The sequence below is a fragment of the Candidatus Puniceispirillum marinum IMCC1322 genome (genome assembly GCF_000024465.1).
Classification (GTDB): Bacteria; Pseudomonadota; Alphaproteobacteria; order Puniceispirillales; family Puniceispirillaceae; genus Puniceispirillum; species Puniceispirillum marinum.
This window is the reverse complement of sequence record NC_014010.1, coordinates 1,137,453-1,149,569: the sequence shown is the minus strand read 5'-3', so window position 1 is coordinate 1,149,569 and position 12,117 is coordinate 1,137,453. Positions and strand designations below refer to the sequence as shown.

Annotated in this window: 12 protein-coding genes; 11 read left to right on the top strand and 1 reads right to left on the bottom strand. The window is 50.7% G+C overall.

Going from position 1 to position 12,117, the window contains the following annotated elements; all coding sequences use genetic code 11:
- The first annotated feature begins 129 nt into the window (after positions 1 to 129).
- The 11 genes from SAR116_RS05485 to SAR116_RS05435 all read left to right on the top strand — a co-directional run bounded on the left by SAR116_RS05485 (position 130) and on the right by SAR116_RS05435 (position 11,026).
- Positions 130 to 3,105 (top strand): helicase-related protein, encoded by a 2,976-nt coding sequence (locus tag SAR116_RS05485; RefSeq protein WP_013045946.1) that lies wholly within the window; start codon positions 130 to 132, stop codon positions 3,103 to 3,105.
- Positions 3,106 to 3,112: 7 nt separating this feature from the next.
- Positions 3,113 to 3,535 carry an Hsp15 family ribosome-associated heat shock protein gene (locus tag SAR116_RS05480; protein WP_013045945.1) on the top strand — a complete coding sequence of 141 codons (423 nt, stop codon included), beginning with the start codon at positions 3,113 to 3,115 and terminating at the stop codon, positions 3,533 to 3,535.
- The gene (locus SAR116_RS13225; protein WP_013045944.1) at positions 3,536 to 3,997 is read left to right on the top strand and encodes a tellurite resistance TerB family protein; all 462 of its coding nucleotides are present in this window, start codon (positions 3,536 to 3,538) and stop codon (positions 3,995 to 3,997) included.
- Positions 3,998 to 4,071: 74 nt separating this feature from the next.
- On the top strand, positions 4,072 to 4,410 hold the full coding sequence (gene fdxA, locus SAR116_RS05470) for a ferredoxin FdxA (protein WP_013045943.1): 339 nt from the start codon (positions 4,072 to 4,074) through the stop codon (positions 4,408 to 4,410).
- A 325-nt stretch (positions 4,411 to 4,735) separates the two neighbouring features.
- A complete protein-coding gene (locus SAR116_RS05465) occupies positions 4,736 to 5,242 on the top strand; it encodes a CarD family transcriptional regulator (RefSeq protein ID WP_013045942.1) in 507 nt (168 codons plus the stop codon).
- Between the two features lie 74 nt (positions 5,243 to 5,316).
- A complete protein-coding gene (pip, locus tag SAR116_RS05460; RefSeq protein ID WP_013045941.1) occupies positions 5,317 to 6,261 on the top strand; it encodes a prolyl aminopeptidase in 945 nt (314 codons plus the stop codon).
- 142 nt (positions 6,262 to 6,403) lie between these two features.
- Positions 6,404 to 6,871, top strand: coding sequence for a helix-turn-helix domain-containing protein (locus SAR116_RS05455; protein WP_013045940.1), 468 nt, complete (start codon positions 6,404 to 6,406; stop codon positions 6,869 to 6,871).
- Between the two features lie 27 nt (positions 6,872 to 6,898).
- Complete coding sequence (locus SAR116_RS05450) at positions 6,899 to 7,165, top strand: exodeoxyribonuclease VII small subunit (protein WP_013045939.1); 267 nt, start codon at positions 6,899 to 6,901, stop codon at positions 7,163 to 7,165.
- Positions 7,166 to 7,173: 8 nt separating this feature from the next.
- Positions 7,174 to 8,082 carry a polyprenyl synthetase family protein gene (locus SAR116_RS05445; protein ID WP_013045938.1) on the top strand — a complete coding sequence of 303 codons (909 nt, stop codon included), beginning with the start codon at positions 7,174 to 7,176 and terminating at the stop codon, positions 8,080 to 8,082.
- Positions 8,083 to 8,234: 152 nt separating this feature from the next.
- A complete protein-coding gene (gene dxs, locus SAR116_RS05440; RefSeq protein ID WP_013045937.1) occupies positions 8,235 to 10,157 on the top strand; it encodes a 1-deoxy-D-xylulose-5-phosphate synthase in 1,923 nt (640 codons plus the stop codon).
- Between the two features lie 71 nt (positions 10,158 to 10,228).
- Positions 10,229 to 11,026, top strand: coding sequence for a TlyA family RNA methyltransferase (locus SAR116_RS05435; protein WP_238531177.1), 798 nt, complete (start codon positions 10,229 to 10,231; stop codon positions 11,024 to 11,026).
- Here SAR116_RS05435 and aroC read toward each other — a convergent pair.
- Positions 11,023 to 12,117 (bottom strand): chorismate synthase, encoded by a 1,095-nt coding sequence (gene aroC, locus SAR116_RS05430; protein ID WP_013045935.1) that lies wholly within the window; start codon positions 12,115 to 12,117, stop codon positions 11,023 to 11,025. The two genes, SAR116_RS05435 and aroC, sit on opposite strands and share 4 nt — an antisense overlap.

The following is a 12,117-nucleotide window of genomic DNA, read 5'->3' as shown; positions in this document are numbered from 1 at the left end:
TGGCATTTCCGGCGGGGTTTTGTTCAGGGCTATAACCGATTTCACATGTACAAATGCTTAAACCCCTGTAGGCTTTGCCTGTTTGAATATGTCTAATCTGTTCCTAACTTAGTTTCTGTCGATATTTCCATGGCGCGTCGTTCAGCCGAAAATGTAACTTTGGTTCTTGGGCCAACCAATACGGGCAAGACGCATCTCGCGCTTGAACGGATGACAGGTTACGCCAGTGGTATCATTGGCTTTCCTCTGCGGCTTTTGGCGCGTGAAAATTATGACCGCTTGGTGGCGCGGCTTGGTGCGGCCAAAGTTGGCTTGATAACAGGCGAAGAACGTATCATTCCGGCATCAGCGCGCTATATCTGCGCGACCGTTGAATCGATGCCAGAATCTCTGACTTTGTCGGCACTTGGCGATGGAGCAGGGGAACTGCCTGACCGGCGTTTTGAATTTGTGGGTGTTGACGAAATACAGCTTGCTGGCGACCGTGAACGGGGTCATGTCTTTACCGACCGGATCATTCATGCGCGCGGTCTGTTTGAAACGATGTTCATGGGCGCAGAAACGGCGGCACCCCTGTTGCGGCAATTATTGCCCGATGCCAAGATCGATTACCGCCAGCGTATGTCGAAACTATCCTATAGTGGCCCCAAAAAGCTCACCCGTTTGCCACGGCGTGCGGCGGTGGTGGCTTTTTCGGCGGCTGATGTCTATCAGATTGCTGAATTCATCCGGCGTCAGCGCGGTGGTGCGGCCATTGTCATGGGGCGTCTTAGCCCGCGTACGCGCAATGCACAGGTCGAATTATACCAGAATGGCGAGGTTGACTTCCTGATTGCGACTGATGCCATTGGCATGGGGCTCAATCTTGACCTGTCGCATGTCTCGCTGGCGGCTGATGTCAAATATGATGGCCGCAAGATGCGCAAGCTGACTGCCTCGGAAATGGCACAGATCGCTGGACGTGCCGGACGGCATATAAATGATGGTACATTTGGCGTCACCGATGGATGTCACGCGCTGGAACCTGAATTGATCGAAGCGATTGAACAGCACCGTTTTCCGCCTTTGCGAGCCTTTTACTGGCGAAGCCGTGATCTCAATTTTGCCTCGGTTGATATGCTGCTTGGATCACTCGAAGCGCCGCCGCCATTACCGTTTTTGTTCCGTAAAGGTGATGCGCTGGATCATCGCGCGCTTCTGGCGCTGGCGGGTCGTCCCGAGATCAAAGACGCCGTGTCGGGTGCGCGGCAGGTACGTCTGTTATGGGAGGTCGCCTGCATTCCCGATTTTCGCCAGAGCCTGAATGAAAATCATTATGAAATGCTCGCATCGATCTATCTGGCGCTGGTCGAGGATGGTGTGCTTGGCACGGATATGGTGGCCAAAGCGATGACCCAGCTTGATCGGCTTGATGGCGATATTGACACTTTGATGACGCGGCTTGCTTATATTCGTACCTGGACTTACATTACGCACCGTTCTGACTGGACAGATGACCCCGCAGAATGGCAGGATCGTGCTCGTAAAATTGAGGATCGCTTGTCTGATTGTCTGCATTCAAGACTATCTGAGCGATTTGTTGATAAACGCGCGGCCCATTTGAGTAGAAGACTGAAGGAAACTAAGAATTTGATGGCATCAGTTAAGGCCGACGGTACGGTTCTTGTCGAAGGTGAAAATGTAGGACAGCTTGATGGGTTTGTCTTCATGCCGACCTTGTCCGAGGGCGAAGAAAAGGCAACAATTCTGGCCGCCGCCCGCCGGGGACTTCCCGATGAAATAGAGCGCCGTGTTCGTGCCTTTACCGGATCGGCTGATCTGGCATTCAAATTGGATGAAAAGGGCAATATCAGCTGGCGTGAATCCATAGTGGCGCGACTGGTCAAGGGCGACAGCCTGTATAGTCCGCGTACTGAACTGCTGAGCAGTGACCTTCTTTCGATTGACCAGACAACACGTCTTGTGGCGCGCCTGACCGATTTTATTAATGCACATATTGATACAGTGCTTGGCCGATTGACCATTCTGGCGACACCAGATGCAGCGCCGTCAATGACAATTGCTGAGCCAGCAGAAAAACACAATGAAGCACCGCCGTCATCTGAAGCAGTGCCTTCGGCTTCGGCAGGCGAGGCTTCAGCCGATTCGGATTTGAAAGCAGAAGCCGTATCAGACTCTGCGTCTGCGCCCGTTTCTACGCCCGTTTCTGCGCCCGTTTCTGCGCCCGTTTCTGCGCATGTTTCTGAAGCTGCTGACGCAACGCCGTCAGCGCCCACAGGTCTGACTGGTGCGGCCAGAGGCATTGCCTATATGCTGTTCGAGCGTTTGGGTTCGCTACCGACAGCCGAAGTGGGGCATCTGACGCGGGCAATGCATGAGGCTGACAAGCCACGTTTGGCGCGTCTAGGCATCCGCTTTGGCGTTGAAAGCCTTTATATGCCGGAAATGCTGAAGCCAGCGCCGATTGCTTTACGTGCTTTGCTCTGGAATCTGGATCAGGGGTTTCTGTCCAGCAATGATTTTGCCGCCGAGCCGCCCGCAGGCCGCGTTGCCATTGATGCACCTGAAGGCGTTGATGATAATTTCTGGCTGGCGGTCGGTTATCGCCGGCTTGGTGGTCGTGTGATGCGGGTTGATATGGTTGAGCGTGTGGCAATGCTGGTGCGCACCGCCGCGCGTGTTGGTAGCTTCAAACTGACTGAGGACATGCTGTCGCTGGCCGGGGCAACGCGTGAACAGATGGGCGCGATGTTGCTTGATCTTGGTTGTGTCATTGTGGGTGAAGAAGCATCGGAAGATCCGGAAAAACCGGCGATCCAGTTATTTGAGCGTAAACGCAAAGCCCGCCCTCAACGCACACCTAGCCGTGCCAAACAGACATCAAATGGTGCGCATGCGGATACCAAAGCCGATGCAGATCGCGGTAACGGCCAGCCCAAAAACGCAAAAGCGCAGCAAGGGCGCAGCAAATCTGACAGGGGCGGGGCCAAAAAACGGCCACCAAAGCAATCTCGAAATCAACCGCAAAACCGGCGTCCAGCCGAAAAACAGGCAGATCCGAATTCGCCCTTTGCGGTGCTTGCAAATCTGAAACTAAAGGACTGATGGCTGATTGAAAGACAATCCATTGGCGGATGATACAAAGGCCCTTCGGCTAGATAAATGGCTTTGGTATGCGCGTTTTTTCAAAACCCGCAGTTTGGCGACACGGCTCATTGCCAGCGGCAAATTGCGCTTGAATGGCGAAGTCATGAACAAGCCGCATCGCGCGGTGGTGGTGGGACAGATATTGACCTTTGTGCAACAGAATGATGTGCGGGTTATCGAGATTGTGGCGCTGGGACAACGCCGTGGGCCAGCAAGCGAAGCGGTTACGCTTTATAATGATCTGTCGCCGCCTGTTGTCACAGCCAAGACTGTTGATAAAACCGGACGCGATTTTGAAAACCGGACAAGGGGTAGCGGCCGCCCCACCAAAAGACTGCGCCGCGAAACCGATCAATTAAAAGCCATTCATCTGGCAGACGAGGATTAGATGCTGAATAAACTAACAAGCTGGGTAAAAACCTATAATGAAATTGCCGAAACGCCGGATGATGATTCCGAATGGGCGGCAACGGTTGCCGGACTTTTGATCGAAGCGGCAATGGCCGATGGTACACTTGGTGATGCCGAGCGTATGGCAATTGCCACCGCGCTTGAACACCAGCTATCGATGACACCGGATGTCATTGACGAAATGATCGAGAAAGCACGTCAAGACTATGATGATCGTGTTGAGATTTCTGGCATTACCCGCCAGATCCGCAATGATACCGATGCCGAAGAACGCGCTATTATCATGGAAATGATCTGGATGGTGGTGCTGGCTGATGGCGTGTTGCATGATTACGAAGCCCAACTCATGCGGCGGCTTGCCGGTTTGCTCTATATTGATGATGTCGCCTCTGCACATGCGGCAAATAGCGCCCGCGCGCGTCTGGGTCTTGAAGCCTAATCTTATCTAGGCTACATCTTAGCCACTTGTAAACACCACAGCAGAATAGCACTAAGCCTACGGGATTGACCGACATGACTTATATCGTCAATGAAAACTGTATCAATTGTAAATATACCGACTGCGTCGAAGTATGTCCGGTCGATTGTTTTTATGAAGGTGAAAATATGCTGGTCATTCATCCAGATGAATGTATCGATTGCGGTGTTTGTGAGCCTGAATGTCCGCCCGAAGCTATTTTGCCTGATAGTGAGCCAGAAGCCACAAAATGGCTTGATCTAAATCGTGACATGTCTGAAATCTGGCCAAATATCGGTCAAAAGATTGATGAAATGCCGAATGCCAAAGCGGCCGAAAGCGAAACTGGTAAATTTGATAAATATTTTACCAAAGCGCCGGGAAAAGGTAACTAGTAACAGCTGACAACCCAAAAGCTAGTTAATCTTCCAGTACCAGTCATTGTGGCATGATCCAGTTAATAACAAATATATTGATTTCTGGATGCGGCGATTGATGCGGCGGACGTCGTATATAGATGCAATTGTCATATGAGCCAGATTTGTGTATAATACCGTCTGCACATACAGGATAAATTTTAATGTTGTCTTGGCAATGTTGGTTTGACTGGCCCTAGAGGGTTGGTTTGCACATCGCCGGACAGCATATGGATTTTGTATATCGATATAACTTAGTGGCTCATGGCTACAATTGTCTCATGGCAGACATTAGGGAAACAAAATGGCACGTAAATCAGACGCCGCCTTCGAAGAAGGCGATTTTGTTGTATATCCAACCCATGGTGTTGGCAGAATTCTTGGAACCGAAACACGTGAAGTTGCGGGCATTGAACTGGAAATGCTTGTGGTACGCTTTGAACAGGATCGCATGACATTACGTGTGCCGATGGAAAAAGCCAAGACACTTGGACTGCGGACGCTTAGCTCAAGCAAGCAAATGGATCAGGCTATCACCACTTTGCAGGGCAAAGCGCGCGTGCGCCGGACCATGTGGTCGCGTCGGGCGGCTGAATATGAAACAAAAATCAAATCAGGTGATCCAGTTTCGATTGCCGAGGTTGTCCGTGATTTGCACCGGCGAACAAATCAATCTGAACAATCCTATTCGGAGCGACAGATGTATCAGGCCGCGCTAGAGCGTCTGGCGCGTGAATATGCTGCGATTGAAAAGATTGATCAGGATGCGGCGGCATTAAAACTCGAAGATATGATGGCTGAGGCCGCGTAACGTCCTTTGGTTGTGGCGTATTATTCCGCCCTGCTGTTAGCTATGTAAATGGTGAGAATGATCAACATCAAGTGATGACAAACGCGTTTATTCAGGACATTGACCTTTTCGATCCGGTTATGCCTTTTCAAACAGGCTGGCTGGAACAGCAACAGCATCGAATCTATTTTGAACAATGTGGCAATGCTGATGGCATTCCGGTTCTGTTTTTGCATGGGGGGCCAGGTGCCGGCATTTCGCCAGTTCACCGGCGGCTGTTTAATCCAAATAAGTTTCGGACAATTTTGTTTGACCAACGTGGATCAGGCCGATCAACCCCATTGGGCGAAACTGCCGATAATACAACCCTGCATTTAATTGAAGATATTGAAACACTGCGCAAACAGCTTGGCATTGATCAGTTTCTATTGTTTGGTGGGTCATGGGGCAGCACCTTGGCATTGGCTTATGCCATCGCCTATCCGGAACATGTTCAGGGGTTGATTCTGCGGGGCATTTTTCTGGGTAGTGACGCCGAAGTGGATTGGTTTCTCTACGAAATGGGACGTTTTTTTCCCGAAGCGCATGCACGTTTTGTCAATTTTCTGCCGCTGAATGAACGTGGCAACCTGTTAGAGAATTATTATCATCGCCTGATGAGTGATGATAATATGGTCCATCAACCGGCAGCGAATAGCTGGTCATCCTACGAAACATCCTGTTCGACCTTGCGCGCCGAACAACGTTATGTCAGTGGAAAATCGGCATTGACCATGGCGCGGCTTGAGGCGTATTACTTTATGAATCGTTGTTTTATGCCTGATGGGCATATCATGAATCACATCAAGCTTGTGCAGCATTTACCAATCGATATAATACAAGGCCGACATGATGTGATTTGCCCGCCGATGACAGCTGCTAGTTTGGCGCATCATTGGGGCAAAAAGGCTAAGTTGCAACTTGTTGATAACGCCGGACACTCGACATTCGAGTCGGGTATTGCTCAGGCACTTTTATCTGCCTTGGACGCGTATATTTAAAAGGGTTATTTTCCAGGCAGTCAAAAAAGTAAATTAGTATAAACTTTAATAGTTTTGAACATTGGCACCTGCCCGATACAACCGCGAGTAACAAATTTAATTCATCAGGTGTAAACGGAATCATCCTAGGAGATTATTGTCCATGGCCAATCTAGATGAAGAACGCACAGAACGAAATTTTCGTATAACGAACAATAACGCTGTTGATATGCATGTAGGCAAACGTGTTCGTCTGCGCCGAACCTTGCTTGGCATGAGCCAGGAACAACTTGGCACCGAGCTGAATATAACCTTTCAACAGGTTCAGAAATATGAGCGAGGCGCGAACCGGATCAGTGCATCACGCCTATGGGATATTGGACAGATTCTGGATGTGCCGATTAATTATTTCTTTGACGACATGACAGAAAATACAATGCAAAGTTCGCCGCGGCGGATATCGCGTGGTGGCGAAATTCTGGATCTGGTGGATGAACAAATCAAGGATCCCATGGCACGTCGTGAGACGCTGGAGCTAGTGCGTAGCTATTATTCAATTGAAAAACCACTTGTGCGAAAACGCATTTCGGAAATGGTCAAATCCATTGCCACAACCCTTGCTGGCGAGTAACATACCGTCATAGCAAGGGGTAGGTGAATGAGCCAGAACGAAACCAAAACCGCCAATTTTGAAACAATAAGTTTTGAAGACGCACTGCGAGAGTTAGAGACGATTGTGACATCTCTGGAACGTGGTGATGTGTCGCTTGATGATGCGATCAAGGCTTTTGAACGTGGCACACAGCTAAAGGCGCATTGTCAGGCGCGTCTTGAAGAAGCGCGGATGAAGGTAGAGCAGATTAAATTGCCTGCTGATGGCGCGGTGCCCACTGAAACGACACCGTTCGCATCTGGCGAAGGGTGACCTTCTTAATGACTGATTTTACAGCGCAGCTTGCCACTGATGCGGATCAGTGCGCCGACATGCTGGATATGATTTTTAATGCGCAATCCATGCAGGCACCCCGTCTTGTCGATGCCATGCGTTATGCCGTGCTGAATGGTGGTAAACGAATGCGTGCTGGGCTTGTGCTGGGTGCGGCGCGGCTTGCCGCAACTGAAAGTGATGCCAGCACATATATCGATAGCCGCGCTTTGCGCGTGGCGGCGGCACTGGAATGTTTGCATGCTTATTCACTGATTCATGACGATTTACCGGCCATGGATGATGCCGATACAAGACGTGGTAAGTCTAGCTGTCATATAGCCTATGACGAAGCGACGGCGATACTGGCTGGTGATGCCTTGCAAACACTTGCTTTTGAAATTCTGGCAGATGACGCGACGCATCCTGATCCAGCCGTGCGTGTTGCGCTTGTTACAACGCTTGCGCGCGCCTCTGGTCTGGCAGGTATGGCGGGGGGGCAGATGCTTGATCTGCAGGCTGAAACGCGCACCCTGACGCTGGCCGAAACAGAACAGATGCAGATGATGAAAACAGGTGCGCTTATTGTCTGTGCGGCTAGTTGTGGTGCGCTTGTTGGGGAGGCGTCATCGACCTTGGTCAATGCGATAGTGGCTTATGCTGATAAATTGGGTTTGGCATTTCAGATTGCCGATGATCTGCTTGATTATGACGGTGATTCTGATGGAATGGGCAAGCCGGTGGGACAAGATGCGATCAAAGGCAAAGCCAGCTTTGTAACGCTTATGGGTGTGGCCAAGGCCAAAACCGAAGCTACCAGCTTGGTTGATAATGCGCAGATGGCATTGGCACCATGGCAGGATGCTGCGGCCTATCTTCGGGCTTTGGCTGGCTTTGCTGTCGCCCGCCGATCCTAGGGTCTGATGATCTGATAATCTGATGAATGTCGAAAATTTGACTCCGGCCAAAAATGCGGTAAAGATAATAATGTCTAGTCTTCAAAAGCTGGCGGCAACCCAATATAGTAATGCAAGCATGTAAGCTGCCTGACATGAATGGACTGATATAGATGACCGATGATAATAAGACACCTTTGCTTGATAAGATTTCGGCCATCAAGGATTTACGGCGTATCCCTGAATCGGATCTACAACGTCTAGCTGCTGAATTACGTCATGAAACGATCCGCGCGGTTGCCAAAACAGGGGGGCATCTTGGCGCGGGCCTTGGTGTTGTCGAACTGACTGTTGCCTTGCATTATGTGTTTAACACGCCTGATGATCGCCTGATCTGGGATGTCGGGCATCAGGCCTATCCGCACAAGATACTGACAGGTCGGCGGGATCGTATTGAAACCTTGCGCCAGCGCGATGGTCTGTCGGGCTTTACCAAGCGCGATGAATCTGAATTTGATCCCTTTGGAGCTGGGCACTCGTCAACGTCCATTTCGGCCGGTCTGGGCATGGCTGTTGCCAGTGATCTGCAATCAACACCGCGCAATGTCATTGCGGTTATTGGCGATGGTGCGATGAGCGCGGGCATGGCATATGAAGCGATGAATAATGCGGGTGCGTCCGAAAGCCGCCTGATCGTCATTCTGAATGATAATGATATGTCGATTTCACAGCCAGTGGGCGCGATGAGCAGTTATCTGTCCCGTCTGATTACATCTGAACCTTTCCATTCCATTCGTGATCTTGTCCGCGAAGTGACCAGCAAGTTTCCAGCCGAAATAGAGCGTACAGCGCGCCGTGCAAAAGATGTTGCCCGCGATCTTATTGGCGTCAATTCGGTTTTCAGCCAGCTTGGGTTTATGCATATCGGGCCGCTTGACGGGCATGATGTGAACCAGCTGCTACCGATTTTGAAAAATTTGCGTGATACCCATACAAACGGACCTGTTCTTTTGCACGTGGTTACGGAAAAGGGGCATGGACACCCTTTCAAAGATCAATCACATGAAAAATATCATGCGGTTCCAAAATTTGACATCATCACCGGTACCCAGCAAAAGTCGGCTGGCAATGTACCAAACTATACCTCGGTTTTTGCTAATAGCCTTATTAAGGCGGCCGAAGCCGATAGTAAAATTGTGGCGATAACAGCGGCGATGCCGTCAGGTACCGGGCTTGATAAGCTCAAGGCAAAATTCCCTAGTCGTGTTTTTGATGTTGGTATCGCCGAACAACATGCGGTGACCTTTGCCGCCGGTATGGCAAGCGAAGGCATGAAGCCTTTCTGTGCGCTCTATTCGACCTTTCTGCAACGTGGCTATGATCAGTTGATCCATGATGTATGTTTGCAAAATCTGCCGGTACGATTTGCGATTGATCGGGCAGGTGTTGTTGGCGCTGATGGCGCAACGCATGCAGGTATCTATGATGTAGCCTATCTGTCCTGTTTGCCGAATATGGTGATCATGTGTCCGTCGGATGAGGCTGAATTAATACATATGGTGGCAACCTCGGTTGCCTATGATGATGGGCCATCAGCGTTACGCTATCCACGTGGTGAGGGTGTCGGCTGTGAATTGCCTGATGAAGCCGAAATTTTGCCGATTGGCAAAGGGCGGATGATTCGTGAAGGCGACGATATTGCTATCCTGTCATTGGGAACGCGGCTAACTGATTGTCTGGCGGCAGCTGATGCAATGGCGGTACAAGGGGTGAACGTTGCGGTCGCTGATGCCCGTTTTGCCAAGCCGCTTGATACTGATTTGCTGGCGCATCTGGCAACAAATTATCGCAAACTTGTAATCGTCGAAGAAAACAGCCCGGGTGGTTTTTCGGCGCATGTGATGACATATCTGGCCAATCACGGCTTGCTTGATACAGGGTTGCAGGTGCGGCTTATGACCTTGCCGGATATATATATTGAACATGACAGCCAGGCAGGCCAACTCGCGCTTGCGGGCATAGATGCGGCAGGTATCGAACGGATGCTAACATCTCTGTCCAGCGCATCGGCCTCGGGCAAGGCTAGCACGCTGTAAAAGGCTTATTCGATTTAGATTTTGGCTGTCTTAGCCATGTTTGTTTACTTTTATTGTTACAGTTTGTTTTTGTGTCCAAAGCCAAGTCTAAACATTATGCGGCCAGCCGCCCCATCCAGCAGAAATCGTCAAAACGCCGTGCTGATGCGCTGTTGGTTGAGGCTGGCTACGCCACTTCGCGTGAGCGTGCCCAGAGTCTGATTGACGAAGGTGGCGTTTTTGCCGACGGGCTATTGGTTTCCAAAGCCGCCAAGCTCCTCTCGCCTGATTGCGTCTTTGACGTGCGCTCGACTGGCATAAAATGGGTCAGCCGCGCGGGGTTGAAACTTGTTGGTGCACTTGATCACTTTACCGCTATTTCGCTGGCGGATAAAAAGGCACTAGATATTGGTGCCAGCACCGGCGGTTTTACCGAGGTCATGTTGGCGCATGGGGCGGCGCATGTTGTTGCGCTTGATGTTGGTAGCGACCAACTTCATGACACACTGGCAAACGATCCCCGCGTCACAGTAATGGATGCTACCAATGCCCGCCATCTGAAAGCGGCTGATTTGCCTTTCGCACCTGATATGATCACCTGTGATGCGTCATTCATTTCGCTGATCAAGGTCTTGCCCGCAGCACTGGCACTAGCTGCCCCCGATGCCGTGTTGATTGCGCTGATTAAGCCACAATTCGAAGTTGGTAAGGGGTTGGTTGGCAAAGGCGGTATCGTGCGAGACGGCGCCTTGCATGACAAAGTTGTCACCGCTGTTAAAGCTTGGCTTTGTGTCGATATGGGCTGGCGGCTAATTGGGGTTACACATTCACCAATAGACGGGCCTGACGGGAATAAGGAATTTCTGATAGCGGCGCAAAAACCGACCTAGCGCGGCAGAATCGCGCATTGTGCATGGTGGCGCATCAGCATATCGGCCAGCACCAGCGTCATCATCGCTTCGGCAACGGGCACCCCGCGAATACCAACACAGGGGTCATGCCGACCCTTGGTTGTGATTTCAACATCCTTGCCATCCTTATCGACTGATTTGCGAGGTGTTAGTATCGATGATGTTGGTTTGATCGCCACGCGTGCAACGATTTGCGCACCTGACGAAATGCCACCCAATATACCGCCAGCGTGATTACTGTCAAAAGCAGGGCTGCCATCTTCCATATGCATTTGATCGCCAGCATGGCTACCATCCATTGAAGCCAGATCAAAGCCAGTGCCAATTTCAACACCTTTGACCGCATTGATGCTCATCATCGCCGCGGCAATCTCAGTATCAAGCTTGCCATAAACAGGCTGTCCTAATCCGGCTGGAATGCCATCAGCGACAATTTCCAGAATCGCCCCTGCTGATGATCCGGCTTTGCGAACATCATCAAGATAGGTTTCCCATGCAACAGCTGCCGTAGCATCGGGACAGAAAAACGGGTTATTATCGCATTCATCCCAGTCAAGATTCCCGCGGTCAATTTTGTGCGGGCCAATCTGCACAACCCCGCCTTTAACGCGGAAATCAGCGCCTAGCGCCTGTTTCAGAAATATATCAGCAATTGCACCAGCCGCAACGCGAACGGCGGTTTCGCGGGCTGATGACCGGCCGCCGCCACGATAATCACGGATACCGTATTTTGCCTGATAGGTGTAATCAGCATGGCCTGGGCGGAATTGGGTGGCGATATCGCCATAATCCTTTGACCGCTGATCTTTGTTTCGGATCAAAAGCCCGATTGGCGTGCCGGTGGTCTTGCCTTCGAAAACGCCAGATAGAATTTCAACTATATCATCTTCCTTGCGCTGGGTAACAAAGCGGTTTTGCCCTGGTTTGCGTCGGTCAAGATAGGGTTGAATGTCAGCCTCAGACAATGTCAGATTTGGCGGCACGCCATCAACAACACAACCTATACCTGGGCCATGACTTTCGCCAAAGCTGGTAAAATTGAAAAGTTTGCCGAAGCTATTATCGCTCAT

What these genes read in the sequence shown, in the direction of transcription:
- SAR116_RS05455 (WP_013045940.1), top strand. Translation starts at nt 6,404, where the DNA reads ATGGCCAATCTAGATGAAGAACGCACAGAACGAAATTTTCGTATAACG.
- SAR116_RS05445 (WP_013045938.1), top strand. Translation starts at nt 7,174, where the DNA reads ATGACTGATTTTACAGCGCAGCTTGCCACTGATGCGGATCAGTGCGCC.
- dxs (WP_013045937.1), top strand. Translation starts at nt 8,235, where the DNA reads ATGACCGATGATAATAAGACACCTTTGCTTGATAAGATTTCGGCCATC.
- SAR116_RS05450 (WP_013045939.1), top strand. Translation starts at nt 6,899, where the DNA reads ATGAGCCAGAACGAAACCAAAACCGCCAATTTTGAAACAATAAGTTTT.
- SAR116_RS13225 (WP_013045944.1), top strand. Translation starts at nt 3,536, where the DNA reads ATGCTGAATAAACTAACAAGCTGGGTAAAAACCTATAATGAAATTGCC.
- SAR116_RS05485 (WP_013045946.1), top strand. Translation starts at nt 130, where the DNA reads ATGGCGCGTCGTTCAGCCGAAAATGTAACTTTGGTTCTTGGGCCAACC.
- fdxA (WP_013045943.1), top strand. Translation starts at nt 4,072, where the DNA reads ATGACTTATATCGTCAATGAAAACTGTATCAATTGTAAATATACCGAC.
- pip (WP_013045941.1), top strand. Translation starts at nt 5,317, where the DNA reads ATGACAAACGCGTTTATTCAGGACATTGACCTTTTCGATCCGGTTATG.
- SAR116_RS05465 (WP_013045942.1), top strand. Translation starts at nt 4,736, where the DNA reads ATGGCACGTAAATCAGACGCCGCCTTCGAAGAAGGCGATTTTGTTGTA.
- aroC (WP_013045935.1), bottom strand. Translation starts at nt 12,117, where the DNA reads ATGAGCGATAATAGCTTCGGCAAACTTTTCAATTTTACCAGCTTTGGC.